Source organism: Bacillus sp. NEAU-CP5 (assembly GCF_026420705.1).
In the GTDB taxonomy this organism is placed as follows: Bacteria; Bacillota; Bacilli; order Bacillales; family Bacillaceae; genus Bacillus; species Bacillus velezensis.
The window spans coordinates 929,979-955,888 of sequence record NZ_JAPMOV010000001.1; the positions used below are offsets into that span (position 1 = coordinate 929,979).

General features: G+C 47.4%; 29 protein-coding genes and 1 pseudogene. 17 read left to right on the forward strand and 13 right to left on the reverse strand.

The features are described 5' to 3' along the window. Position 1: 1 nt before the first annotated feature. The 4 genes from OTK50_RS04070 to OTK50_RS04085 all read left to right on the forward strand — a co-directional run bounded on the left by OTK50_RS04070 (position 2) and on the right by OTK50_RS04085 (position 2,507). Positions 2-361, forward strand: coding sequence for a hypothetical protein (locus OTK50_RS04070; protein ID WP_029325958.1), 360 nt, complete (start codon positions 2-4; stop codon positions 359-361). 120 nt (positions 362-481) lie between these two features. Continuing rightward, on the forward strand, positions 482-682 hold the full coding sequence (locus OTK50_RS04075) for a DUF3311 domain-containing protein (RefSeq protein ID WP_007409181.1): 201 nt from the start codon (positions 482-484) through the stop codon (positions 680-682). Continuing rightward, on the forward strand, positions 679-2,148 hold the full coding sequence (locus OTK50_RS04080; RefSeq protein ID WP_029325959.1) for a sodium:solute symporter family protein: 1,470 nt from the start codon (positions 679-681) through the stop codon (positions 2,146-2,148). Before OTK50_RS04075 ends, OTK50_RS04080 begins: the two co-directional genes overlap by 4 nt. Before the next feature lie 41 nt (positions 2,149-2,189). Then, positions 2,190-2,507, forward strand: a complete 318-nt coding sequence (locus tag OTK50_RS04085; RefSeq protein WP_082997805.1) for a YbjQ family protein — start codon at positions 2,190-2,192, stop codon at positions 2,505-2,507. 32 nt (positions 2,508-2,539) lie between these two features. Here the strand turns inward: OTK50_RS04085 and OTK50_RS04090 are convergent, their stop codons facing one another. After that, positions 2,540-2,809, reverse strand: a complete 270-nt coding sequence (locus OTK50_RS04090; protein ID WP_003155168.1) for an excalibur calcium-binding domain-containing protein — start codon at positions 2,807-2,809, stop codon at positions 2,540-2,542. Between the two features lie 195 nt (positions 2,810-3,004). Between OTK50_RS04090 and OTK50_RS04095 the strand changes: the two genes are divergently transcribed. Continuing rightward, complete coding sequence (locus OTK50_RS04095) at positions 3,005-3,715, forward strand: YrpD family protein (RefSeq protein ID WP_082997804.1); 711 nt, start codon at positions 3,005-3,007, stop codon at positions 3,713-3,715. Between the two features lie 228 nt (positions 3,716-3,943). Here the strand turns inward: OTK50_RS04095 and OTK50_RS04100 are convergent, their stop codons facing one another. From OTK50_RS04100 to OTK50_RS04115, 4 genes are all read right to left on the reverse strand, one after another. Continuing rightward, the gene (locus tag OTK50_RS04100; protein WP_130571192.1) at positions 3,944-4,453 is read right to left on the reverse strand and encodes a MepB family protein; all 510 of its coding nucleotides are present in this window, start codon (positions 4,451-4,453) and stop codon (positions 3,944-3,946) included. A 121-nt stretch (positions 4,454-4,574) separates the two neighbouring features. After that, a complete protein-coding gene (locus OTK50_RS04105; protein ID WP_044802770.1) occupies positions 4,575-4,946 on the reverse strand; it encodes an iron chaperone in 372 nt (123 codons plus the stop codon). Positions 4,947-4,972: 26 nt separating this feature from the next. Then, positions 4,973-5,341: an iron chaperone gene (locus OTK50_RS04110; protein ID WP_012117235.1), complete on the reverse strand. Its 369-nt coding sequence runs from the start codon at positions 5,339-5,341 to the stop codon at positions 4,973-4,975. 145 nt (positions 5,342-5,486) lie between these two features. Beyond that, on the reverse strand, positions 5,487-6,065 hold the full coding sequence (locus OTK50_RS04115) for a competence protein ComK (protein WP_224224160.1): 579 nt from the start codon (positions 6,063-6,065) through the stop codon (positions 5,487-5,489). 315 nt (positions 6,066-6,380) lie between these two features. Between OTK50_RS04115 and OTK50_RS04120 the strand changes: the two genes are divergently transcribed. After that, positions 6,381-6,614 carry an IDEAL domain-containing protein gene (locus OTK50_RS04120; RefSeq protein ID WP_032874382.1) on the forward strand — a complete coding sequence of 78 codons (234 nt, stop codon included), beginning with the start codon at positions 6,381-6,383 and terminating at the stop codon, positions 6,612-6,614. A 30-nt stretch (positions 6,615-6,644) separates the two neighbouring features. Here the strand turns inward: OTK50_RS04120 and OTK50_RS04125 are convergent, their stop codons facing one another. Next, complete coding sequence (locus tag OTK50_RS04125) at positions 6,645-7,502, reverse strand: SDR family oxidoreductase (protein ID WP_038457531.1); 858 nt, start codon at positions 7,500-7,502, stop codon at positions 6,645-6,647. Positions 7,503-7,626: 124 nt separating this feature from the next. Between OTK50_RS04125 and OTK50_RS04130 the strand changes: the two genes are divergently transcribed. The 7 genes and pseudogenes from OTK50_RS04130 to OTK50_RS04155 all read left to right on the forward strand — a co-directional run bounded on the left by OTK50_RS04130 (position 7,627) and on the right by OTK50_RS04155 (position 14,407). Further along, the gene (locus OTK50_RS04130; protein ID WP_224224159.1) at positions 7,627-9,150 is read left to right on the forward strand and encodes an FAD-dependent oxidoreductase; all 1,524 of its coding nucleotides are present in this window, start codon (positions 7,627-7,629) and stop codon (positions 9,148-9,150) included. After that, a pseudogene (locus OTK50_RS19915) lies at positions 9,054-9,806 on the forward strand (protoglobin domain-containing protein); the annotation flags it as partial. The gene OTK50_RS04130 and the pseudogene OTK50_RS19915, both read left to right, overlap by 97 nt. Positions 9,807-10,049: 243 nt before the next feature. Beyond that, a complete protein-coding gene (locus tag OTK50_RS19920) occupies positions 10,050-10,565 on the forward strand; it encodes a methyl-accepting chemotaxis protein (RefSeq protein WP_370529535.1) in 516 nt (171 codons plus the stop codon). Between the two features lie 130 nt (positions 10,566-10,695). Then, positions 10,696-11,253, forward strand: a complete 558-nt coding sequence (locus OTK50_RS04140) for a biotin transporter BioY (RefSeq protein ID WP_020955598.1) — start codon at positions 10,696-10,698, stop codon at positions 11,251-11,253. An 11-nt stretch (positions 11,254-11,264) separates the two neighbouring features. Next, positions 11,265-12,701, forward strand: coding sequence for an acyl-CoA synthetase (locus OTK50_RS04145; protein ID WP_224224158.1), 1,437 nt, complete (start codon positions 11,265-11,267; stop codon positions 12,699-12,701). After that, positions 12,689-13,780, forward strand: a complete 1,092-nt coding sequence (locus tag OTK50_RS04150; protein WP_088462322.1) for an acetyl-CoA C-acyltransferase — start codon at positions 12,689-12,691, stop codon at positions 13,778-13,780. Before OTK50_RS04145 ends, OTK50_RS04150 begins: the two co-directional genes overlap by 13 nt. 51 nt (positions 13,781-13,831) lie before the next feature. Next, the gene (locus OTK50_RS04155; protein ID WP_007610462.1) at positions 13,832-14,407 is read left to right on the forward strand and encodes a histidine phosphatase family protein; all 576 of its coding nucleotides are present in this window, start codon (positions 13,832-13,834) and stop codon (positions 14,405-14,407) included. 15 nt (positions 14,408-14,422) lie between these two features. Here OTK50_RS04155 and OTK50_RS04160 read toward each other — a convergent pair whose 3' ends face one another. Next, positions 14,423-15,301, reverse strand: a complete 879-nt coding sequence (locus tag OTK50_RS04160) for an ABC transporter substrate-binding protein (RefSeq protein ID WP_224224157.1) — start codon at positions 15,299-15,301, stop codon at positions 14,423-14,425. Between the two features lie 488 nt (positions 15,302-15,789). Between OTK50_RS04160 and OTK50_RS04165 the strand changes: the two genes are divergently transcribed. After that, on the forward strand, positions 15,790-16,938 hold the full coding sequence (locus OTK50_RS04165; RefSeq protein WP_224224156.1) for a S8 family peptidase: 1,149 nt from the start codon (positions 15,790-15,792) through the stop codon (positions 16,936-16,938). 45 nt (positions 16,939-16,983) lie between these two features. Here the strand turns inward: OTK50_RS04165 and OTK50_RS04170 are convergent, their stop codons facing one another. Next, positions 16,984-18,234: a M48 family metallopeptidase gene (locus OTK50_RS04170; RefSeq protein ID WP_007610452.1), complete on the reverse strand. Its 1,251-nt coding sequence runs from the start codon at positions 18,232-18,234 to the stop codon at positions 16,984-16,986. 154 nt (positions 18,235-18,388) lie between these two features. Between OTK50_RS04170 and OTK50_RS04175 the strand changes: the two genes are divergently transcribed. Further along, the gene (locus tag OTK50_RS04175; protein ID WP_007409201.1) at positions 18,389-18,784 is read left to right on the forward strand and encodes a hypothetical protein; all 396 of its coding nucleotides are present in this window, start codon (positions 18,389-18,391) and stop codon (positions 18,782-18,784) included. A 48-nt stretch (positions 18,785-18,832) separates the two neighbouring features. Here OTK50_RS04175 and OTK50_RS04180 read toward each other — a convergent pair whose 3' ends face one another. The 4 genes from OTK50_RS04180 to OTK50_RS04195 form a co-directional block, all read right to left on the reverse strand. Continuing rightward, positions 18,833-20,374, reverse strand: a complete 1,542-nt coding sequence (locus OTK50_RS04180) for a fatty acid--CoA ligase family protein (RefSeq protein WP_224224155.1) — start codon at positions 20,372-20,374, stop codon at positions 18,833-18,835. 131 nt (positions 20,375-20,505) lie between these two features. Further along, a complete protein-coding gene (locus tag OTK50_RS04185) occupies positions 20,506-21,150 on the reverse strand; it encodes an SDR family oxidoreductase (protein WP_038457512.1) in 645 nt (214 codons plus the stop codon). 80 nt (positions 21,151-21,230) lie between these two features. Beyond that, positions 21,231-22,226 (reverse strand): lipoate--protein ligase LplJ, encoded by a 996-nt coding sequence (gene lplJ, locus OTK50_RS04190; protein ID WP_221664048.1) that lies wholly within the window; start codon positions 22,224-22,226, stop codon positions 21,231-21,233. A 12-nt stretch (positions 22,227-22,238) separates the two neighbouring features. Then, entirely contained in the window at positions 22,239-22,973 is a 735-nt protein-coding gene (locus OTK50_RS04195) for an MBL fold metallo-hydrolase (RefSeq protein WP_007610443.1), read from the reverse strand. Between the two features lie 169 nt (positions 22,974-23,142). Here OTK50_RS04195 and yhfH point away from each other — a divergent pair, with 169 nt between their 5' ends. Together yhfH and OTK50_RS04205 are read left to right on the forward strand one after the other, a co-directional pair. Then, positions 23,143-23,265, forward strand: a complete 123-nt coding sequence (gene yhfH, locus OTK50_RS04200; RefSeq protein WP_370465857.1) for a protein YhfH — start codon at positions 23,143-23,145, stop codon at positions 23,263-23,265. Between the two features lie 234 nt (positions 23,266-23,499). Continuing rightward, positions 23,500-24,789: a cation:dicarboxylate symporter family transporter gene (locus OTK50_RS04205; protein ID WP_007610442.1), complete on the forward strand. Its 1,290-nt coding sequence runs from the start codon at positions 23,500-23,502 to the stop codon at positions 24,787-24,789. Positions 24,790-24,829: 40 nt separating this feature from the next. Here the strand turns inward: OTK50_RS04205 and OTK50_RS04210 are convergent, their stop codons facing one another. After that, positions 24,830-25,861 (reverse strand): M42 family metallopeptidase, encoded by a 1,032-nt coding sequence (locus OTK50_RS04210; RefSeq protein WP_007409206.1) that lies wholly within the window; start codon positions 25,859-25,861, stop codon positions 24,830-24,832. Positions 25,862-25,910 lie beyond the last annotated feature (49 nt).

The window sequence follows — 25,910 nt, forward strand, 5'->3', positions numbered from 1 at the left end:
TATGCCTGACATCCGGAGCGGCACCCGCGATCTCATCGAAAAAGGGCTGTTTCTGCCCATGGCGGCTGCCATCCTGAACCGGGACCTCGAAGCGCTTGATTCGTGCCCGTTCAAATTAAAACAACCCTATAAACAGCTTATCGGCTGCTCTTTAAAATTAGCACAAAAGGATTTGAGTGATGTTCGAAAAGAGTTAAGAAAGCGTAAAATTAAAATATACGAAGCGGAAAGAGACGAAGCATTTACGCTTTATATATGCACCATTAACGGCTATGAAGAAAAACACCGTTATTTCAACCCGAGAATACGGGAACAGGTAACCGCCTTATTGGAATACTACCTGTCTCTTGCGACCATTTAAAAAGCAGCCGGGACTGCTTTTCCTTTTCAGTCGATAAATTTCAGACTATTCACACTATACATTCGACATGATTTTCTTTATAATCGGGACACGCTGTTTTCAATGAAAAGGAGGAATGTTATGAAACTGATTCATGTTCTCGCCGCCCTGCCCTTTTTCGGAATTCTCGCCGGCATTCCATTTGCCAACCGGGTGACGCCTTATGTTTTCGGAATGCCTTTCATTCTCGCGTATGTCGTCATCTGGGCGGTGCTGACTTCCGTACTGATGGCCGCCGTTTACAAATTGGACAAAGAAAACAAGGCGGGTGAGGCGGAATGAACGCAGCATTTCCCGTAATGGCCGCCGTGCTCCTGTTTTGTGTATATCTCGGAATCCGGGCCCGAAAAGGAAAAAATATGGACCTTGAACAATGGACGGTGGGCGGACGCGGCTTCGGCACGATGTTTGTCTTTTTATTAATGGCGGGAGAAATATACACGACCTTTACATTCCTCGGCGGAAGCGGATGGGCTTACGGAAAAGGAGGCCCCGCCTTTTATATTATCGCGTACGGCTGCCTTGCCTACATTTTGTCATATTGGCTTCTGCCAGCGGTGTGGACTTACGCCAAACAACACAAACTGATGTCGCAATCAGATTTTTTCATTTCAAAATACAACAGCCCGCTCCTCGGCATTCTCGTATCGCTCGTCGGCATCGCATCCCTCATCCCCTATCTCGTCCTGCAGCTGAAAGGACTCGGATTAATTGTTTCAGCAACGTCATACGGACAGATTCCGCCCTCAGCCGCTGTCTGGATCGGCGCTGTCTCCATCACGATTTATGTGATGATATCAGGAATCCACGGTTCAGCGTGGATATCAGTCGTTAAAGATATCATGATTTTAGGCATCGTCCTGTATTTAGGCATTTATTTGCCCATTCATTACTATGGCGGGTTTACGGAGATGTTCAAACAAATTGACGCCGCAAAACCCGGTTTTCTCACGCTGCCGGAAACCGGACAGAGCGTTTCCTGGTTCAGCTCAACGGTTTTGCTGACCGCCCTCGGCTTTTATATGTGGCCCCATACATTTGCCGCTTCCTATTCGGCGGAGCATCCGCGGGTGTTTCGGAAAAACGCAATCATCATGCCTCTTTATCAGCTCGTCCTGCTGTTTGTCATCTTTACCGGATTTGCGGCGATTCTGCAGGTGCCCGGTTTAAAAGGGGCGGACACGGATCTCGCCTTATTAAAGCTGTCTGTGAAAACCTTTGACCCCTGGTTTGTCGGACTGATCGGATCGGCGGGCATTCTGACGGCGCTTGTACCCGGTTCAATGATATTAATGGCCTCAAGCACGCTGTTCGCCAAAAATGTGTACAAAGCCATTCTGCCCGGCACGACTGACGAAAAAGTCTCACGGCTCGCAAAATACGCCGTACCCGTCATCGCGCTGATATCTGTATATTTTACGCTGAAAGGCGGAAATACCATCGTCACCTTGCTTTTAATGGGCTACAGCCTTGTCACCCAGCTTTTCCCCGCCCTCTTATTCAGCCTGCCGAAGCGGCGTTTCATCACAAGCCACGGCGCTTTTGCCGGCATAACGGCCGGGGTCGGAACGGTGGCCTTCATTACGCTGACCGAATCAACCATCGGAACCCTCTTTCCGTTTCTTCCGCAGATCGTTAAGGATATGAATACAGGCATCATCGCACTGGTTCTGAACATTGCCGTCATGTTTGCAGTCAGCGCCGCAGTCAGAAAAAAACAAATCGGCGCAGCCGAAAAGGCGGCTTAAATGGTAAGATAGCGGTAAGATACACGAAAGGGGAAAAACGCATGATCATGACAACGACCGAAACCGTCGCCGGAAAACAGATTACAGAAGTGAAAGGCTTGGTGACAAGCAGTATCGTCCAGTCCAGACACATCGGCAAAGACTTGCTTGCAGGCTTAAAATCTGTCGTCGGCGGCGAATTGAAAAGCTATACTGAAATGCTGGAAGACTCCAAAAAAGCGGTGAAAGAGCGGCTGACCAGAGAGGCGGAGCAGCTCGGAGCGAACGCCATCGTCGGCCTGCGGTTCGAACTGACCGCAGGACAGAACACATCCGAATTAATCGGATACGGAACCGCCGTCACCGCCGAATCCATTTAAAAAAACAAGCCTCTTTAAAGAGGCTTGTTTTTTTATTTCTCACATGCGATATAGTCTTTATCTCGGTCAAGTCTTTTATTTGCATTGTAAAGCGCTTTTGATACATACGGCTTGTACTTTGTTCTGCCGCCCTTGTTTTTCACTTTCGACGATTTGGCCACGCCGCCCTTATACACCTTATTCAGCGCCTTGCAGTTTTGATACGTTTTTACCTTTGTTTTCGCTTCTGCCGTCTGCCCCGCTCCGTATGAACAACCGAACACCAGACCGAAAGACAAAAGCACAGCTGCCGTCTTTTTCATTTCTATCCTATCCCCTTTCCTGAATCATGCTGTATTGCTGAACATATCATAGTTCAAATAATCTCCATTTACAAGATAAATAGGAAAATAGTTTTAATTTACGTTCGCCCGTATATCTTTTATGGAATTTTTCCCAAAACCTTTTATAATATGAATTGATAGCGCTATCTGACTATGATGATAGGAGGAGAAATGATGATGAAAAAAGGGCTTCTTGCGGGTGTTCTCACTTCAGCCGTTCTATTCGGCGCATGTACGGCGGATATTCCGGGGGTGATCAGTCCCAATACGGCGGAAGCGGCGTCCCAGCTCAGCAAAGGAATCGGCGGAAGGGCCTACCTGAACAGCACGGGCTCAGTTCTCGTCACGAAAATTCAGCTTCCAAGCTCGATTCAGGTGTCAAATGGGACAGCCTATATTTACTCAGGATTTACCGGAGGCACAGAGGCTGATATCGGACTTCAGTACAGTGACACCTATCATGTATGGAAACCGATCATGAAAGTCGGTTCAAAGGGACAAGGCCAGGTCCGGTATCTGGAAGGAGAAAGCCAATTCACCTATACGAAAGGCTTCCGGCCCGGCAGCACCGTACAGCTGACCATTTACAAAAATCTGAACGGCAATACCCGCGCGACATATTGGGGCACGAATAATGACGGATACACCGGCCGCATCATCTCAGAACTCGCCCAAACAAATGTAGGCTCTGTTTCAAAATGGAAAGCGCTCGCCACCGTCGCGGTCACATCAGAGGATCAGCGCCCTTACATCAAATCAAACTTCTCAACAGCCTTTACGAACATCACGATCGACAATAAAGCAGTCACACCTGTGATTGATACACAGGATTTTGCCAAATTGACAGTGTCAGGCAGCAGCGTCAGCATGTCTGTCGTCAAATAAAGAATGTTGAACGCACGATTTCTGACATCGTGCGTTTCGTGAGGGTCTGCCGGATACGCAAATCCCTTATTTTTCGGATGACGTTTAATAAACAAACTCTGTTACATTCAAAATGTCGATTTCTATATAACAATTAGAGGAACCTCATTTGTTGAGGTTCCCCGTTATTCTCCAACTCATGCACCGGTTAACTTCACATACTGTCAGCCGGCTCAGGGCTGTCCAATTTTAGTTAGAATATAGCTTTAACAGGTCTTGTGCCGGAAAACGATCTGCATCGTTCGCCTCAACAAAATATGCCAACTGCCATTTTTGTGTTTCGATAGCTTGTTTGCTGGTGGGATTTTCCCATTCAGGGTAAACTCTAATTGCCATTTTTCCTTTTGCAGCGGCTGTTTTAAGGATATTTTGCTTAACAAGAACTTCTTTTGGAAAAACAAATTGTCCAAAATGATGATTACTGGCAAAAGTATTGATAACCAATAAATCAGCAGCTTTTTCATATGAAAAGGCTTGGTTTTTACCATCTCCGTCTTTTTCCCAAAAAGCAACAAACTGTCCTATCTTGTTTGGCGTTATTTTTGCGACTCTGAATCGAACTGATGTTGAATTCAGTTGAAACATACCGGCCCCATACTCTGAGTTTTGAGCTTCTTCTTGAATATCATGTATCGTTAAGTGATTTGGTTCATAAAAAATTTTATTTACATATGTTAACGCCTTATAAAATTCATTCACTGCTTCGTACTCCTTATTTTTTATAGTACGTCATCCATTGCTTCTTGATTAAAATGGGCTGATCATGTGTTTCCAATAAAAAAACAGCCCTCCTCAGGGTTGTTTTTTAACATTTCTTTCATTATTTCCGCCAAAATACTGAGCAGTCCGCCTTATCCTGAATATTGAATTGAATCATGCGTTCAAGCAGCTCATAATGCACCGGTTCAGTCCATTGAATTCTGAACAAACGGGAAGTGGCGCTGTAGCCGGCACGGGCAATGTCGTCGGCAAAATGCGCAATTCCCGCTTCTTCGGGGGAAACACTTACATGATGCTTTGCTGCCGCAAAGCCGATAATAAAGGTGCCGTGATCGGTAAACATTGGCGTGTTCCACTTGATCTGCGCTTCTAAGTTCGGAAATTGGTCAGCCGTCCACGACAGGATTTCCTCCATTCGCAGACGATGATCAGGGCTGTCGATACTTGATAAATAGTCTTTGAAAACGTCCATGTCTTCCTCCTTCAACATCACGTCCGCTAGCGCCAAAACCCCGGATTTTCAGCTTTTTCCTTGATGTTAAATTCGATGATCTTCTTAAGCAGATCATAGTGCACCGGATCAGTCCATCGAATTCTGAACAGGCGCGAAGAAGCGCTGTACCCAGCCTGGGCGATGTCATCGGCAAAATGCTCCATCGTCTCTTTTTCAGGCAAAATGCTCAAATGATTTTTTGCCGCTGCAAACATAATGATATAGGTGCCGTGATCGGTAAATGTCGGTTTGTTCCACTTGATCTGCGCTTCTAAATTCGGAAATTGGCCAGCCGTCCACGACAAAATTTCCTCTGCTTTGAGACGGTGATCCGGGTTATCGATTCCTGATACATATTTTGCAAACACATCCATGCCCATCTCTCCTAAAATGAAATATCATTACTCTTTACATCATCATAGCCAACAGACGGACACGATACAACTCTGCCCGGGCATGTAAATCGAAAAAAGCCCTCCCCAAAAGGAGAGGACCCGTCCCTTCACATCACAGCTTTCTCTAATATCTCTCCCCCAGCTCCCGCAAAATAAAGTCGTAGATCATTCTTGTCCGCTCTTCTTTCGGATACAGCATGAATTCCTGCCGCTTCGGGATATGACTGCCCATCCTGTCCTGAAAAGTGGTTCTGAGATAGGCGGTTCTGTAAACCTGATTTTCAAAAGAATGATAGGATACTTCCAGTTCCATCGTTTTGCCGTTTGAGAACGTGACCGCTGTGTCATCAAATGCCGTCGGTTGAAAATCTTTAACGTGCATATGCGATATCCAGCCGCATTGAGGCCTTGCAGAAGAAAGTGTAGGGAATAAAAAGATGTGATTTGAAGGGTCCACCATAATCGGCGGCTTGTGAGAAATTTTAATCGCTTCATATGTTCCCGCTTTTCTCCCGGCATAGCTGGAGCCAAAGTAGCGGCAGCTTCTGTCGATGATGTGAATCGGCTTCATGCTGACATACAGAATGCAGTCTTTTTCAATGACCTTCGACCCCATTTTACCGTCTATTTCCTCAGGCAAAACAGCGATGGTTGAACGATTTACTTCATAGCTTTCTAAGGGTGCGTGTGTTTTCTGGCACATGATGTGCAGCCTCCAATCCTTTTCTTGAAAATTTATACTAATAATCTATCATCTGTCATTGAAAAACGACAGGTTTTTTTTGAATATAGCTAAAAATCACCTTTTAAAGATGTAATTTAGTCTTAAATTACTATTTAAATATTATTTTTCTTTTTCATTTCACCTCATTTATACAACGATCATTTTCGTTTTTTCGTCAATTTGCAGGATATGTCGATATATTTCCAAGTATTAGTTGTCTAAAGATTATAAAAATTAATTGATTTTTCCGGCCGTTATCCATATACTATAAAAAAGGCATTGGGGGGATTCTTTATGAAAGAGAAAAAGTCGTACACTGAGCTCATGAAGTCCCGCAACACGCAAAAAGCAAACGAATTCGATGTGACAATGGCCGATATTTACATTCAAATGGTGCTTGATGAATCCTTGTATAAACGCCGGATCGCCATACTGACAATGCAGATTAATAAGGCGCTTGATGATAAAAATAAAGAAGCGTTCCTCACGCTTTCAAAAGAATATGCAGCACTCAAACAGAGTGAATAAGCCAATCCATATGGATTGGCTTTTTTTACATTATCCGTTTACGATGGTGCCGCCGTTCACATGAATCGTCTGTCCAGTGACATAGGAAGAATCATCGCTTGCTAGGTACAAATAGCTCGGCGCCACTTCAACAGGCTCTCCCGGGCGCTGCATCGGTACGTCTGAGCCGAAGACTTCCACTTCCTTCGCCGAGAAGCTCGCCGGGATCAGCGGCGTCCAGATCGGCCCCGGCGCCACTGCGTTTACCCTGATGCCCTGAGTGACAAGAGATTGGGAAAGAGATCTTGTAAACGTGACGATCGCCCCTTTTGTCGCTGAATAGTCAATCAATGTTTTGTGGCCTTTATAGGCGGTAATGGAGGCCGTATTAATGATTGAACTTCCTTTTTTCAGGTGAGGGAGCGCGGCTTTCGTTAAGTAAAACATTGAAAAAATATTCGTCTGAAACGTTCTGATGAGCTGGTGGCTCGTGATTTTCTCAATCCCCGGCTGCACGTGCTGCTCACCTGCGTTGTTGACCAGGATGTCAATGGAAGGAAAGGCTTGGCCCGCCTGGCGGATGACATCGTTGCAAAAGGCTTCGTCGCCGACATCCCCTGCGATCAGCAGACACTTCGCCCCCTCTTTTTCTACATATTGCTTCGTCTCTTCGGCATCCTGATGCTCATCAAAGTAAACGATGACCACATTAGCGCCTTCCTTCGCGAATAAAACGGATACGGCGCGGCCGATCCCGCTGTCTCCGCCCGTGATGATCGCCGTTTTCCCTTCAAGTTTTTTCACCGCTTTCGGTTTGTCAAAAACGGGGCGCGGGTCCATTACATATTCAAAGCCCGGCTGCCGGTTTTGATGCTGCGGCGGCAAGGTTTTCTTCTTCTGATTAGCCATTTTGATCACTCCTTTACATTAATTACTATATTATGAGTAATTTGAGCATCTTATACGAATTTCATGTATGAATAGAGTCTTATTGGAAAAATTAAGAATATACAACAGAGGAGGTAAATCTGAATTGACTACTTTTTCAAACGAGGAACCGGCTTCCTATTGGAAAGCAACAGCTGACATTCCTACCTTTCCCGCCCTCACTGAAGATACGGAATGTGACGTTGCGGTTATCGGCGGAGGAATTACGGGCCTGACAACGGCATACGAACTGACGAAAAGAGGTTTTCGTGTCGCTGTCATTGAAGCAGACCGGATTTTAAACGGGACGACCGCGGGCACGACCGCAAAAATCACCGCCCAGCATGATTTCATCTATGCCGATCTTATTCAGCAGATCGGCCTGACCAGCGCAAGGCTGTATTTCGAAGCCCATCTCCGCGCCATGGAAGACATGAAGCAGATTATGAAGGACCTTTCGATTGAATGCAGACTGGCTGAACAAGACGCATATCTTTACACCAATACAGAATCAGGCGTCAAAAAAATCCGCAGCGAGCAGGAAGCTTATACCAAGCTCGGCATTGAACACGAGCTTGTGAAAGAACTTCCCGTCCCCGTTGATTGCAGGCTCGGTCTCGCCATGAAGAATCAGGCGCAATTCCATCCGCTTTTATATGGTGCGGCGCTCGTCAGAGAGATCGTTAAAAACGGGGCGCGGATTTTTGAACAGACGGCTGCGATCGACATAAAAAAAGAACCGCAGCCGGAAGTGGTCACGAAAAACAGACACGGCATCAAGTGCAGCTACATTGTCTGCTCTTCCCACTTTCCTTTTTATGACGGAGGCGGACTTTATGCCGCCAGAATGTATGCCAGCAGATCCTACGTACTCGCGGTAAAACCGAAACAAGCGTATCCGGACGGGATGTATCTCAGCATAGACAAGCCGTCCAGATCACTGCGATACACCGATTTGAACGGTGAAAAACTGGTTCTTGTCGGCGGCGAAAGCCACAAAACAGGCCAAGGAAAAGAAATGTCCGAGCATTACGAAGCGCTGAAACAATTTGCGGAAAACACAATCGGGGTTGAAAGCATCCCATATCATTGGTCTGCACAAGACCTTGTCACCATTGACAAAATTCCGTTCATCGGTCCCATCTCAGGCGATGAAGAACATATTTTGGCGGCGACCGGTTTTAAAAAATGGGGCATGACAAGCTCAGCGCTCGCCGCGAAGCTTTTGGCTGATCATATTCAAAACAAAAAGAACCCGTTTTCCGGCCTGTTTATTCCGTCACGCTTCCACGCAGATCCGGGACTGAAAAAACTGATTTCTTATAATGCCGACGTGGCCAAACACCTTATCTCGGGCAAACTTGAGAGGCCGGACGCTTCACCTGAGACTCTTCGGCCCGGGGAGGGAAAAATCGTAACGGTAAACGGCAAACGGGCCGGCGCCTATAAAGATGAAAAAGGCTGTCTGCATCTTGTCGATACGACATGCACCCATTTAGGCTGTGAGGTTGAATGGAATGACGGCGAACGGACGTGGGACTGTCCTTGTCACGGGTCCCGGTTCACACCCGACGGCGGGGTTGCCGAAGGTCCCGCCATCAAGCCGCTGAAACGCCTCAGCCAAGATTGACTAAACCATTCTGTACGAATGGTTTTATTTTTTTCTGCATTAAAATATTTTTATCAGATTCCTTCATTCAAGTTCCTTCCATACCGATAAAAAGAAAAAGAGAATATCTGGGGGAACTTATATTGTTATTTAAAAAAGACCGCAAAAAAGAAACAGCTTATTTTTCGGAAGCCGATGGAAAAAAACGCATCGCGCTTTCAAATCAATATGCAGATGTCCAAAAACAGCTGAAAATGGTCAGGCTTGGAAACGAAGAACTTCATGTGCTTGAAGAGCTGCAGCCGTTAATTAAAGAACATATCTCAACAATCGTCGATTCCTTTTACCGAAACCTGGATCACGAAAAATCATTAATGACGATCATTAACGACCACAGCACGGTCGAGCGCCTGAAAAAAACATTACGGCGTCATATCCATGAGATGTTTGCCGGCACGATTGATGATGAATTCATTGAAAAAAGACAGCGCATCGCTTCCATCCACTTGCGGATCGGCCTTGAACCGAAATGGTATATGGGAGCGTTTCAGGATCTGCTTCTGTCGATGATGAACATATATGAAGCAACCATTCCGGATTTGCATGAGCTTTTAAAAGCGATCAAAGCGACGACGAAAATATTGAATCTTGAACAGCAGCTCGTCCTTGAAGCATTCCAGAGCGAATATAACTGCCAGCGTGACGAACAAGAGGAAAAGAAAGCCCGCCTTCATCAAAAAATCCAGGAAACATCCGGATCACTCGCTGATTTGTTTTCAGAAACGAGCAGAGCCGTGCAAGAGCTGGTCGATAAATCCGAGGGCATTTCCGAGGCGTCAAAAGCCGGCACCGTCACTTCCGTACATGTCGAAGAAAAATCAATCGGCGGGAAAAAAGAGCTTGAAAGCCAGCAGCAGCAGATGAATAAAATCGACGCCAGTCTTCTGCAGATTGAAGAAGAAATGGACAAGCTGAATGACATCGCCCAGCAGATCGAAAAAATCTTCGGCATCGTGACGGGGATCGCCGAGCAAACGAATCTCCTGTCACTCAACGCTTCAATAGAATCCGCGAGAGCCGGGGAGCACGGCAAAGGGTTCGCCGTTGTGGCGACGGAGGTAAGAAAGCTTTCAGAGGATACGAAAAAAACCGTTTCCACCGTATCAGAGCTCGTGAACAATACCAATACACAAATCAACATCGTGTCCAAACATATTAAAGATGTAAACGGACTTGTAAGTGAAACGAAAGAAAAAATGGCGCAGATCAACCGTCTGTTTGATGACATCGTCCAAAGCATGAAAACGAGCAAAGACCAGACAGGCAAAATCGACGTTGATTTGCAGGCCTTTCTCGGCGGTCTTCAAGAAGTCAGCCGCGCCGTTTCCCACGTTGCATCATCCGTTGATTCACTTGTTATCCTTACAGAAGAATAAAGATAAACCGACCGGCCTTTTTCATAAAGGGCCGGTCTTTTTAATGTTAACTTAAAATATAATAGAGTTGACATATATAAAGACTCGCTTTATTGTATAAACATATTTTGATAAGCTGGAGGAATACATAATGAAATTGACAGAAATGATGCATATTGCCGTGTTTACCGCCATTATGGGACTTTTGGGGGTGCTCCCGCCGCTTTTCTTATCCTTTACGCCGGTTCCGATTACGCTCCAGACGATCGGTGTGCTCTTATCGGGAAGCATCCTAAAACCGAAAGCGGCGTTTTTAAGCCAATTGCTGTTCTTGCTGATTGTGGCATGCGGAGCGCCTCTCCTTTCAGGCGGCAGAGGCGGGTTCGGGGTTTTTTTCGGGCCGAGCGCCGGATATCTCATCGCATATCCGCTGGCGGCATTACTGCTGAGCCTCAGCATCCAAGGCCTTCGCTCAGCTGCTGTCCCCCATTTGTTTATCAGACAGTTCTTGTTCGGCGTGCTGTTTTTGTATGTCATCGGCATTCCCGTTCAGGCTTTTATGATGCACATTGATATCTTGACTGCCGTAAAGCTCAGCCTCATCTATGTGCCCGGAGATCTGCTTAAAGCGGCCGCAGCCTCATTCGCAGCCGTAAGAATCAGAAAAACTCTTCAAGCAAGCCGGCTTTTGCCGACGAAAGGAAGCTGATTTTAGTCATCATGATTACATCATCATATTCAGATACAGCCGGACAAGCGCCGGAACAGATCGCAATTCAGACAGAAACAGAACAGATCACCTATCAAACTTGGAACAGGCTAGTAAACCAAACCGCAAACTGGCTTGGCAGCCTTTCAGGTAAGCCGGAAAACATTGCAATATTACTGCCGAACGGCATCCCTTTTTTACAACTTTTCGCAGGGGCGGCGCATGCCGGCTGCACGGCGGTTCCGTTAGATCCCCGCTCGGCAGCGGCGGAACTCGCGGATCAGCTGAACATCAGCAAAACCGACCTCGTCATCTGTGACCGCCGGCTGAGCGGCAGACTGGACGGCGTCAAAACGCCTGTCATCCTGTGGGATGAATGCAGGCCTTTGATCGAGGCGGAAAAAACGGAAGGCGCTTTGATCAAAAACGCCGGCCTGCCCTTTTATACCGGATTCACCTCGGGATCGACCGGTAAGCCGAAAGCCTTCACCCGCTCTCACCGTTCGTGGCTGGAGAGCTTTTCTTGTACGAAACGTGAATTCGGCATTTCCCCTGATGACAAAGTGCTGGTACCGGGCACGCTTCGCTCGTCACACTTTTTATACGGCGCCGTCAGCACTTTGTTTATCGGCGGAACCGTCATCCTTCAAAGAAAATTCAATCCGGCCGGAATGAAAGACCGGCTCAGACAAGCTGACGTTCTATATACCGTTCCGACAATGACGGACGCCCTGCTCTCACTAGAGGCGTTTCCGGATACACCGCTCAAGGTGATTTCTTCCGGTGCAGACTGGCCCGCTTCGTCAAAACAAGCGCTGTCAGAGCGCTATCCCCATTTGCGGTTGTACGATTTTTACGGAACGTCTGAGCTGAGTTTCGTGGCGTTCTTATCGCCTGAAGACAGCGCCCAAAAGCCTGACGCCGCGGGCCGTCCGTTTGAAAATGTTACAATCGAAATCCGCCGCCCCGGAGGAGAACGCTGCATGCCGGGCGAAACGGGGAAGATTTTTGTGAACAGCCCGATGAAATTTTCCGGATACATCAACGGCGCAAAACCTGATGATTCCGGCTGGATAACGGTTGATGACATGGGATATATCGATCGTGAAGGCTATCTTTATATCGAAGGACGTGAAAACGGGATGATCGTATCAGGCGGCCTGAATGTATTCCCGGAAGAGATAGAACGTGTGCTCAACCGCTGTCCGGGCGTCAGAAAAGCGGCCGTCATCGGCATTCCTGATGATTATTGGGGCAGTATCGCCGTTGCGGTGATCGACGGACATGCAAATGTAAAGGAACTGAAGAAACAGTGCCGCGAGCAGCTGGCGGCATATAAAATCCCGAAAAAATGGCTGTTTTCAGAAATACCGGAAACAGCCGGCGGAAAGATCGCCCGTGCCGCCGTACAAAAGCTGGCAAAGGACATGATGGAATGGAAGCTGTAATTACGGATGCGAAACGGACGATTTTCGCCCGGGAAAACGGCCTGTTAAAAGACTGTCTCCCAGAAGATTTGGCAGCTCCGCTGATCCGCCATTTGAGCCGGAACATGCCCGAAGACATTGATGAAGTCCTGATCGGAAACGCGACGGGCCGCGGCGGGAATCTCGCCCGGCTGTCAGCCTTGGCCGCCGGACTTCCTTTGAGCGTGTCCGGTACGACCATCGACAGGCAGTGCGGCTCCGGACTGGACGCCGTGAGGGTCGCGTGCCACTTTGTCAAAGCCGGCGCGGGAAGCACGTACATCGCGGGAGGAGCGGAGAGCAGCAGCCGTTCCCCTTTCTCATCCCGGGCGCGCTTTTCTCCTGAACACATCGGCGATCCTGATATGGGCATAGCAGCCGAGTATACGGCACAGGCTTACGGCGTAACGAGAAAGATGCAGGATGAATATGCCCTTCTCAGCTATGAACGGAGCGTCAAAGCGCACGAAGACGGCTTGTACCGCCGGGAAATTCTTCCCTGTCACGGATTCGCCGCTGACGAAAACATGCTGAAAAAGCGGAACATGGAGCCTCTCATCTCCCGTGCCAAACCCGTCTTTCAGTCCGGAGGCTCTGTCACCGCCGCCAACAGCTGCGGAATTTCTGACGGGGCGGCGGCAGTTTGTGTGATGGAAGAACAAAAAGCGCAGTCTCTCGGTTTAAAGCCGGGATTGCGTTTTATCGGAAGCGCGGTAAGCGGCGTCCATCCGCATTATCCGTCAGCAGCTCCGGTATATGCCGTCAAAAAGCTTTTGAAGGAACGGGACCTGTCACCGGATGATATTGATATATACGAAATCAACGAGGCGTTTGCCGTCAAAATATGCGTTTTTTCACAGCAGCTTCAAGTGCCGTATTCTAAAATAAATGTCCGGGGCGGCGCTCTGGCGGTCGGGCATCCGTACGGGGCTTCCGGGGCAGCGCTTGTCACCCGGCTTTTTTATGAAGCAAAAAGACGCCCGGATGCCCGCTACGCAGCAGCAGCAATCGGCAGCGGAGGGGGAGTCGGACTGGCGCTTCTCTTTGAAGTGTTAACGTAACGGCAGTATAATAGATGATATCGATAAAAAATTGATCGGAGTGGAGACTTTATGACTGCCGTTTGTTTAGTAAGACATGGAGAGACTGATTGGAATGCCCAAAAGAAGCTTCAAGGCAAATCGGATATTCCGTTAAATGCGACGGGAGAGCGTCAGGCGAAAGAAACTGGAGAGTACTTAAAGGGGTCCGAATGGGATGTCATCGTCTCAAGCCCGATGAAACGGGCCAGAAAAACAGCTGACATTATTAACGGGTTTTTGAATCTTCCCATTGTCGTCATGGAAGATTTTAGAGAACGGAGCTACGGTGATGCGGAAGGAATGTCTTTACCGGAACGGTCGAAGCGCTACCCGGATAAAAACTACCCGAACATGGAGACCGCAGAAGAGCTGACAGACAGAATGCTTGCCGGTTTAGTGAAAGTTCAGGAGCGGTTTCCTGAGCAAAAAGTACTGATCGTCGCTCACGGCGCAGCCATTCACGCCCTCTTGTCCGCCATTTCTGACGGTGATACCGACATACAAAACGCTAAGCTTGTCAATGCGTGCCTGAGCAATATCGAACGAATTGAAAATAAGTGGCGCGTCAAAGATTACAATGTAAGCAGCCACCTATCAGAATCATAACAAAAAGGCCCGAATTCAGTTTTGGGCCTTTTTGGCGAGCATTTTTTTCTGAAGATCATGTAATATGGCGTCCGCCCCGTCAATGCTCCGGCGCTCCGTCCATACCGCCCTGTCCGCGCGGTAAACGTGTCCGTTTTTTACGGCCGTCAGCTGTTTCCAGAGGTGATTTTTTTCGGGTTCTTTCTCACCATCCAGCAGCACGATGTAATCAGGATCGATATGCAAAAGCTGCCCGGGCGTCATTTTGATAGAGTCTGATTTCCCGCCGAAATCCGTCTGGACCGCATATGTAAACCCTGCGAGCGTCAAAAGCCGGGATGTGAAAAACCGATCATCCTTTACGGAAATGCTGTCATTTGCAGCGTCAATTAATAAAATCGTGCCGCCTTCTGCATCCAGCTTTCTTTTGATGTCATTCAGCTTTTCTTCCTGAGCCGACAATTGTTTCTCTATGATGCCCTCTTTACCGACCGCCTTTTCAATAGTAAGGGCAGCGTCAACCGCATCCTGATAATCCGCAGCTTCATTTTTCAAAGCGATTGTCGGAGCGATCTTTGTCAGTTTTCGGTATATCCCCCTGTGAAGGCTTGAGTCTGCAATGATGAGATCGGGTTTTAACGAAGTGATCTTTTTCAAATCGGGATGTGACGGGGGCCCGACGGACGGACTGCCGTCGTTTCGCTCCGTCCGGTTATCCGCCGCGGCCGCCGGCTTTATGCCGAGATCATGGAGGGTGTCAATAAAGCCCTCATTCAATACGGCGATGCGCTGCGGGTGCGCAGTCACATGCGCGGTCCCCAGATCGTGCCTGACGGCGGTTTCATGTTCCTGTTCTGAGCATGCCGTTATGAAGAGAACGGATAAGATCATCAGCATACTGAAAATTGGTTTCATCTGTTCCTCCTCTTTCGTTTTTCCGCAATTATATCATTGACAATATAAGTATCAATGATATTCATTATCATTATTTTTATAAAATGGTTTCACAGCTTTTCTCCGTCAAGAAAGCCGAAGACTGATTCATGCCGGCCGCTTTATTTCATTCCGCTTTCGTTTCCATCAGACTTCTGCATTCAACAAAAGGTGACATTTATCCTGTTTTTGCCTCAGCTTCCAAAAATGGAATCAAACCGTTCGACCCAGCAAACAAGAGAGCGATTGCGGCTGTGTACAAATACTCATGTCCTTCCATCGGTTTTTTCCATTAAAATTTAAATATTTCGGGTTCCTATTAAACGAAAGAGAGATGATATACCTAAATAGAAATAAAACAAACTGAAAAAAATTGGGTCTACTAAAATATTATTCCATGCTATACAATTAATCCACAGAATAATCTGTCTATTGGTTGTTCTGCAAATGAAAAAAGGAGTGGATAAAGAGTGAGAGGCAAAAAGGTATGGATCAGTTTGCTGTTTGCTTTAGCGTTAATCTTTACGATGGCGTTCGGCAGCACGTCTCCTGCCCAGGCGGCAGGGAAATCAAACGGGGAAAAGAAATACATTGTCGGATTTAAACAGACAATGAGCACGATGAGCGCCGCTAAGAAAAAAGATGTCATTTCTGAAAAAGGCGGGAAAGTGCAAAAGCAATTCAAATATGTAGACGCAGCTTCCGCTACATTAAATGAAAAAGCTGTAAAAGAGCTGAAAAAAGACCCTAGCGTCGCTTACGTTGAAGAAGATCACGTTGCAAAAGCGTACGCGCAGTCCGTGCCTTACGGCGTATCACAAATTAAAGCCCCTGCTCTGCACTCTCAAGGCTTCACCGGATCAAATGTTAAAGTAGCGGTTATCGACAGCGGTATCGATTCTTCTCATTCTGATTTAAAGGTAGCAGGCGGAGCCAGCATGGTACCTTCTGAAACAAATCCTTTCCAAGACAACAACTCCCACGGAACTCACGTTGCCGGTACAGTTGCGGCTCTTAATAACTCAATCGGTGTATTAGGCGTTGCGCCAAGCGCATCTCTTTACGCTGTAAAAGTTCTCGGCGCTGACGGTTCCGGCCAGTACAGCTGGATCATTAACGGAATTGAGTGGGCGATCGCAAACAATATGGACGTTATTAACATGAGCCTCGGCGGACCTTCTGGTTCTGCAGCGTTAAAAGCGGCAGTTGACAAAGCCGTTGCTTCCGGCGTCGTAGTGGTTGCGGCAGCCGGTAACGAAGGCACTTCCGGCGGCTCAAGCACAGTGGGCTACCCTGGTAAATATCCTTCTGTCATCGCGGTAGGCGCTGTTAACAGCAGCAACCAAAGAGCATCTTTCTCAAGCGTAGGTTCTGAGCTTGATGTCATGGCACCAGGCGTCTCTATCCAAAGCACGCTTCCTGGAAACAAATACGGCGCGTACAATGGTACGTCAATGGCATCTCCGCACGTTGCCGGAGCGGCTGCTTTGATTCTTTCTAAGCACCCGAACTGGACAAACACTCAAGTCCGCAGCAGTTTAGAAAACACCACTACAAAACTTGGTGATGCTTTCTACTACGGAAAAGGGCTGATCAACGTACAGGCGGCAGCTCAGTAAAACATAAAAAAACCGGCGTCGGGCATGGCCCCGCCGGTTTTTTTATTATTTTTCTTCCTCCGCATGTTCAATCCGCTCCATGATCGATGGGTGGCTCCCTCTGAAAATTTTGACGAGAAACGGCGGGTTGACCCGGCTCAGTCCCGTATCGGCCAAGTCCTGAAACGTCTCAATCGCCGCTTCCCGGTTTCCGGTCAGCTCGATGCCGTAGCGGTCGGCGGCGTTTTCCTGATACCTGGAGACGGCATTCGTAATCGGATCAGAAGCAAAACTGAGAACGGATATGAGCAGCAATAACAGCGGGAGGGCGGCCAGATCTTCAGGCCCCTTTATATGAAGCATTCGGCCGAAGAATTTGGACAGCCGCTTATAAAGCTTGTCAATAATATAGAACCCGGCTAATGACAGCAGCAGATACCCGGCCAGTCCGATGTACACGTGCTTCATCACATAGTGCCCCATCTCATGCCCCATAATGAACAAAATTTCCCGATCCTTCAGTTTGTTAAGCGTCGTATCCCACAAAACGATTCGCTTATTCGAACCGATTCCCGTCACATACGCATTCAGCGCATTCGTTTTCTCCGACATATTGACTTCATAAACATGGCTGGCCGGAATGTCGGCCTTGTCGGCAAGCGACAAAATTTTGCTTTCCAGCTCCTTGTCTTTCAGCGGATAAAAATCATTGTATAAAGGATCAATCACGACCGGCTGCAGGAAAAACAAAAACAGGGTAAACGGCACAGTAAGACACCAAGCGTAAAACCACCATTTTTTTGTATGCTTTGTGATCAGCCAGTAAAACACAAGCACACACACGGCAAACAGCGGAAAACTGATCCAGAAATCAATGACATGGTCTCTTATCCAGCTTGCTGTTGTCTGCGTCGAAATATGATACGCAAGCGAAACCCGATATCCGATCCACTCAAGCGGAAGCGAAGCCGCCGTAACGATGAGTGAAATCACAAATACGAAGCTTACAATTTGCAGCACCCGAAAGCGCACCGCTGTTTCGAGCCAATGCTTTATTTTTTTGGCAAGCCCCGTAATGAGTAGCAGAAAAAATAAAAACCAATCTAACGGCGCTCCGATGAAAAATAAAAAATCTTTTACATTTGAAAAGTTTTCAGCGGCTGCCAGGCGGCCCGGGTCCATAAACGAGGACGGATCGGCTTTCGTTCCCTTTACGGCCTCCGGGACGGCGGAGTCTCCTGTCATAAAGAAATACCAATAGAAAAAAAGGCCGTACAGCACATAGGCAAGTCCCGCTGCCGCTATCCATTTGCGCATGGAAGTCTCCCTCCTTAGCCTTATGACTTACTCCTATTGTAAGCATAAATGCAAATAAATAGAACCAAGCCTCCGAAACGGATGTTAATCTTTTCACAACAGAAAAGAATGGAACAACAGGAAGCGGGAAAGACTAAAAGACGGAGTGATGAATATGAAAAAAATAATCGCGTTTATTGTAGTAATCGCCCTTTTGGTTATTGCTTTCTTCTATGTATACAGCCGGACCGGCGATGTGTTTCCATCAAGCAACGCAGATCTGATTATTCTGTCAGAGCACGGAAAAAAAGAAATCAAAATTAAAGACAGGCAGAATGTAAAAGATATGCTCGATATCTTGAACCAAGGAAAACAAGTCAAACTGACCAAAAGCGTGTCTCCCGATTACGACGGAACGGTCAAATACCATGAAGACCGTTTTGATTCATTCAGCATGTGGCTCGAAGGCGGCAATTATATGATGTACAAGTATAAAAACACGTATTACAAACTGACCCGGCATGATACGAAGCTTGTGCAAAGCATCATTAAGGAAGAATCACAGAGCTGACCGGATCAGCATGTAAAAGCGAAGCCCCCCGGCTTCGCTTTTCGTCCGTCATTTCGGAAGCATGTCCCGGACCGCCCGTCTCAGCAGCTTCCCGGTCGCGTTCTTCGGAATCTCATCAAGAAAAACCACTTCCGCCGGCCGTTTATATTTTGCCAAATGTGTTTCACAGTAATCAAAAACCGCCTGCTCTGTCAGCTCACCGTCCCCAGGCACTATATAAGCATGCACCGCTTCCCCCGTTTTGGCGTCAGGAACGCCGATGACCACGGCTTCTTTAATGCCCTCATGGCTGTAGAGCACTTCTTCTACTTCGCGCGGATAGACGTTGTATCCGCCGACGAGAATCATATCTTTTTTTCTGTCGACGATATAAAAATAACCGTCTTCATCGCGCTTCGCCAAATCACCCGTGTACAGCCAGCCGTCTTTCAACGCGTGCTCCGTCTCCTCGGGCATCTTGTAATAGCCTTTCATTACATTCGGCCCTTTCACGATCAATTCTCCCACTTGATGGTCGGGCAATTCGCGTCCGAGTGTATCGACGACTTTATTTTCGACATGTAAAATATTCGTCCCGATCGAGCCGGGCTTTCTCCCCCGGTCAAACGGATTAAAACAAGTAACCGGAGACGCTTCAGAAAGTCCGTACCCCTCCAGAATGGTGACGTCAAAGGTTTGTTCAAACGTCTGCAACAGAGCGACCGGCATGGAGGCCCCGCCTGAAATGCACAGTCTGACGGACGCAAAATCCTCCGCCTTGCCGTGCTCGTATTGATACAGATAGTTATACATCGTCGGTACGCCGGCAAAAATGGTTGCCTGACGGCTTTTAATCAGTTTAAACACAGAAGCCGGGCTGAATTGCGGCTCGATTAAGACACACGCTCCGCTCATCAGAGGCGCATTCATACAAACGGTTAAACAAAAAACGTGAAACATCGGCAATGCCGCCACAATTTTGTCTTTCTCATTCATTCCTAAGTATCCGGCGACATCATTTGCATTGGAGAAAAGATTCTGATGGGTGAGCATGGCGCCTTTCGGTTTTCCAGTCGTCCCTGAGGTGTATAAAATGACGGCAGTATCATCTTTGGACAATGTCGGATAAGTTCTGCTGCGCTCCGCCGGGCAGAACATTTTTGCAAACGTTGTCATTTTTAAGCGCAATTGAGGGTCTTCTGTCGATGGAGCGTTCTCTGCTGTCTGGCTGATAATGATATGCTCCAGCAGCGGCAGCGAGCCGTGCAGGCTTTCAAATACGGGAATTAAAAGGTCGATTCCTGCGATCGCTTTGACATCGCCGTTTTTCAGCATGTATGCGATTTCTGAAGGTGTATATGCCGGATTAACAGGTATGACGACAATTCCCGCTTTTAACGCGCCGAAAAACGCAATAACAAAATCAGGCGTATTTCCGAGCAGCAGTGCGAGATGATCCCCTTTTTTCAGTCCCCTGTCCTCCAAGCCGTTTGCAAATGCTTTGATTTTACCTGCCAGCTCCTCATACGTCATGTACTGATCTTGAAACAGACAAGCTGGTTTTTCCGGTTTCTGCGATGCCGTTTCTTCCAATTTGGAAACCAGATTCATTTTCCCACCCCTTTAAAAAAGTAATGAATGAATAGTCATTCATTTATCCGGAATAAACGTTCACTTTTATTATAGAAAAATATAGAAAAACACTCAAGGGCAAAAAGCCCCGAGTGCCGTAAAACCGGAAACTATAATTGTTTCAGCGCTTCACTGACCGGCGTGCCGCCCGCTGTCAGATCGAACGCTTTTTCATACGTATTCGGTTCATCAAGGGATGCGATAACGGTCTTGGCGACATCGTCTCTTGAAATGGAGCCTCTTTCTAAATCGGCCGCGGCTTTGATATTTCCCGTGCCGGGATCATTTAATAACCCGCCCGGCCGGATAATCGTATACGTCAGACCGCTCGCTTCAAGAATTTTGTCCGCATAATGCTTTGCGACGTAATACGGCTTCAGCGCTTCATTCCAATTGCCGCGGTTATGAGCCTGCAGGGCGCTTACCATAATGAACCGCTTGATGCCGGCTTTCTTTGCCGCTTCTATCGCTTTCGCGGCTCCGTCAAGATCAATCAAAAGCGTCTTATCGTATCCGGTGCTTCCCCCTGATCCGGCGGTAAACACAATCGCGTCACAGCCTTCAGCGGCTTTCGCGATGTCTTCCGTGCTTCCTTCCAAATCTGCAAGAACGGCTTCTGTTCCCGCGGCTTGAAGTGCTTCTTTCTGCTCTTGTTTCCGGACCATCGCCCGCAGCGTATGCGTGCCGTCTTTTTGAAACAGTCCGGTCAGCCGCTGTCCGATCTGTCCGTTTGCTCCGATGAGAAATACTTTCATCATGATCCCTCCCCATTCATTATGGTTCTATCATTTCACAAAAACGGGCGCTGATTCAAATCATGCGTTCGGCAGATGTTCTAATAAATCAGCTCGAGGAAATCTTCCATCTCTATTTTGCCGAAATACTGTTTCAGATCGATTCCGGCCAGCGCCTCCTTGATAGCGGTTCTGTCATACTGTTTTCCGGTCAGCGCCTGTTCGACTTCACTCACATCTTTCGCACCGAAGAAATCACCGAAAATTTTGCAGTCCTGAATGATTCCTTTTTTCACTTCAAGACGCAGATCAATCGATCCGACCGGATAACGTTTCGAATGCTGAAGGTTAAATGCGGGCGACCTGCCGAAATTCCAGTCCCAGTTTTGATAGCGCTCTTCGGAAATCTTCCGGATCGCTTTCCAGTCTTCATCGGTCAGTTTATATTCCGGCACTTCGGAAAGATCATTTGTATTAAAAATATGGTGAAGCAGATGCTTTTTGAATTCGTCCGCCGTCATTTTGTCATCAAGAAACTCGCTGATGTTGGCGACACGGCTTCTGATTGACTTAATGCCTTTTGATTCGATTTTGTCTTTTTTCACTTTCAAGGCTGACACAACATGATCAATGGCGGAATCCAGCATTAATGTTCCGTGGCTGAAAATACGGCCTTTCGTCGAAAATTGAGCGTTGCCGGAAATTTTTCTGCCGTCCGCGACGATGTCGTTTCGGCCGCTTAATTCAGCTTCCACACCGAGCTGACGCAGCGCCTGAATAACGGGTTCGGTGAATTTTTTGAAATTGTGAAAGCTGTCGCCGTCATCCTTGGTGATAAAACTGAAATTCAGATTCCCGAGGTCATGGTAAACCGCACCGCCTCCTGACAGCCTGCGGACGACGATGATTCCGTTATCTTCTACGTATTTCGTATTGATTTCTTCTATTGTGTTTTGGTTCTTCCCGATGATAATCGACGGCTGATTGACATAAAACAGCAGGTATGTCTGTTCAGGGTCGAGATGCTTCACGCAATATTCCTCGATCGCGAGGTTGATCCTCGGATCGGTTATGTTTTGGTTGTCGATAAATAACATGGTGCTCCTCCTTTATTTCTCCCACTTCAATCCGGAAGCGGCGATTGTCACTTCGCCCCCGAACACGGATTCCGCTTCTTCTTTCAGCTTCCGGTGCTCGCCGAAATGAGGCAGATGCGTGAGAATCAGCTCCCCCGCTCCGGCCTCCTTCGCGATACGTCCGGCTTCCAAACTGTTCATATGGCCGGCTGACGTGCCGTCCTGGTCTGCGTAAAAATTGCACTCGCAGATCAGCAGATCGGCATTTTCCGCAAACGGGATAAACGCGTCCTGGTAGCTTGAATCAGCCGTATACACAACAGAAGCTGAACCGTCAGTAATCCGCATCGCATAACAAGTGACCGGATGCACCGTTTTCAGAAAGGTAATGGTGAACGGCCCGGCAGAAAGCGGGCGGTCCGGCTGATAGGCCACTCCTTTTGTATGCGTTTTATATGTAAGACGCTCAAACTGTTCTATATCAGCATCATGCCCGTAAATCGGCAGTGCATGCGTCCCTTTTCCGAGAAAGGAGCCGACCTGTTTGGCAAATTGAAGCGGCCCGATATCAGCGATGTGATCATGGTGATAATGGGACAAAATGACGGCATCAAGCTCTTCTGCCGGAACATAGGCAAACAGCTTTGATAATACGGCGCTTCCGCAATCGACGAGCAGAGAATAGCCGCCGGACTGAAACAGATAGCCTGAAGTTGCTTCGTTTGCGGCCGGAAACCCGCCGCAGCATCCAATGACTGTAATTTTCATATGGTCCTCCGAATGTTTATGATAAAAAGATCCTTTCCTCCAATATACCTATTTTTCGTACAAATTGCATGTTTTAAACATTGTGCCAAAACAGCCGTTGATTTTCCAAAACTGTTATAATACAATATAGAGACAAAACAATGAAAGAGGGATGGGTATGTTGGAAAAGATGTCGGATTTTTTCAGAAATTTACCCGGTAAGAAATGCGAAGAATGCGGAAATGAGATTGTTGAGCAGTATGAGTGTCACATTAATTTGTGCAATGACTGCTTGAAAATTAAGGATATGTGACAATAGGGCGCCGCACAATTCTAAGTTGTGCGGCGCCCGTTTTTTTCGGCCCTCATCATACTTTCTGAATAGGGCGTTATTCACCATTATTAGCAATTATCTGTACGTTTTAAAAGATTCAGTATTTTCAATCTATATTTTTCTATAGACGGATTGTTTTCTTTTCTATTATAATTTGTTCTAATAGCTATCTTTTTAGATACTTATTGCACTTTTTTCTTCGGGAGGTAATCTATGAAAAAATTACGCTTTGGACTAGCGACGCAAATTTTCGTCGGACTCATACTAGGGGTTGTAGTCGGTGTCATCTGGTACGGCAATCCTGCCATTCCAACATATTTACAGCCTATCGGCGATTTGTTTTTACGCTTAATCAAAATGATAGTGATTCCAATTGTCGTCTCCAGCTTAATCATCGGCGTTGCCGGTGCGGGAAGCGGAAAACAAGTCGGAAAATTAGGCTTCAGAACGATTTTGTATTTTGAGATCATTACCACTTTTGCCATTATTCTCGGACTGGCTTTGGCGAATCTTTTTCAGCCGGGAGCAGGCGTTAATATACATGAAGCTCAAAAGACAGATATCAGTCAATATGTTGAAACAGAAAAAGAACAAAGCGGCAAATCCGTTGCGGACACATTCCTGCATATCGTACCGACAAACTTCTTCCAATCATTGGCCGAAGGAGATCTGCTTGCCATCATCTGCTTTACCGTGCTGTTTGCACTCGGCATCTCGGCAATCGGTGAAAAAGGAAAGCCTGTCTTGGCCTTCTTTGAAGGTGTTTCTCATGCGATGTTCCATGTTGTGAACCTCGTCATGAAAGTTGCGCCGTTTGGTGTTTTTGCATTGATTGGTGTTACCGTTTCCAAATTTGGGCTCAGTTCCCTGCTTTCACTCGGTAAACTGGTCGGTTTAGTATATGTAGCTTTGGCTTTCTTTCTCATTGTTGTATTCGGAATCGTCGGAAAGCTTGCCGGTTTAAACATTTTCAAATTCCTCGCCTATATGAAGGATGAAATTTTATTGGCGTTCAGTACGTCAAGCTCCGAAACCGTACTCCCCCGCATCATGGAGAAGATGGAGAAAATCGGCTGTCCGAAAGGTATTGTTTCCTTTGTTGTGCCGATCGGATATACCTTTAACTTAGACGGATCTGTGCTGTACCAATCAATCGCCGCTTTATTCCTCGCTCAGGTATACCACATTGACTTGACCATTTGGCAGCAGATTACCCTTGTGCTTGTCTTGATGGTCACTTCCAAAGGAATGGCTGCCGTGCCCGGGACTTCTTTCGTCGTCCTGCTTGCTACACTCGGCACAATCGGCGTTCCTGCAGAAGGCCTTGCATTCATCGCCGGTGTTGACCGGATTATGGACATGGCCCGTACGGTCGTCAATCTGACCGGAAACGCGCTGGCATCCGTTGTGATGTCAAAATGGGAAGGCCAGTATGATCCCGTTAAAGGCGCGAAGGTCATGAGCCTCGCCAAAACAGAACAAAACACAACCATCTCAGGTTAAAATGAAAACCCTGCACGGAATGATTTCCGCGCAGGGTTTTTTATGCCATCGGCGATAGAACATACCGGTGCAAAAGCTTCGCCGTATTAAGAAGCGATAATTCATGCGTGCGTTCAAAAGCGTGTGAAGCGTCAATTCCCGGGCCGATCAGCCCGTGGACGATGTCATGGCCCGAACGGATGGCTGCTGAGGCATCAGAACCGTAATACGGATAAATATCAAGCTGATAATCAATGCCATAGCGCTCCGCAAGCCCGGCCAGATGTTTTCTGAGCTGATAATGGTACGGGCCGCTCGCATCCTTCACGCAAATGGAGACGGTATATTCATCCGTAGACTGGCCGTCGCCGATCGCTCCCATATCAACAGCCAAGTATTCGACGGTCTCAGGAGGAATGTTGGAATTGCCGCCGTAGCCGATTTCTTCATTATTAGAAATCAGAAAATGCGTCGTATACGGAAGTTCGATTTTCTCTTCCGTGATGCGGCGGATTAAATTCAAGAGCAGAGCCACGCTCGCTTTGTCATCAAGATGCCGGGACTTAATAAAGCCGCTCGGCGTAATCTGCACGCGCGGGTCAAATGAGATGAAATCGCCGACCCTGATGCCGAGATCGGACGTCTCTTCCTTCGTCCGGACAGGCTCATCAAGGCGGACTTCCATATTCTCCTGATTCCGCTCTGCCTTGCCGGCGTCCTTGTAGACGTGCACTGAAGTCTGATGCATTAAGATGGTGCCTGTATAGGTTTTGCCGGAAGAAGTTTGGATCTCGCAATATTCCCCTTCAATCGAGTGATATCGGAAGCCGCCGATCAAGTCAATCTTCAGCCGGCCGTCCGCCTTTATCTCCTTTACCATCGCGCCGAGCGTATCGACATGCGCCGTCAGCAATCTGTGTTTCTTGTCATCACGGCCGGGAATTGTGACAAAAAGACCGCCTTTGCGGTTTCTGTAAGAGGAGACGCCCCATTCTTTTAAAAGACTTTCTGTATAGGCGATAACCTCGTATGTATTGCCCGTCGGACTCGGAATCGACACCAATTCTTTAATCAGTTCCATCGTATGTTTCATATTTTCCACAGGTCATTCCTCCTATCAATTTTATTCTTCTTAAAATATA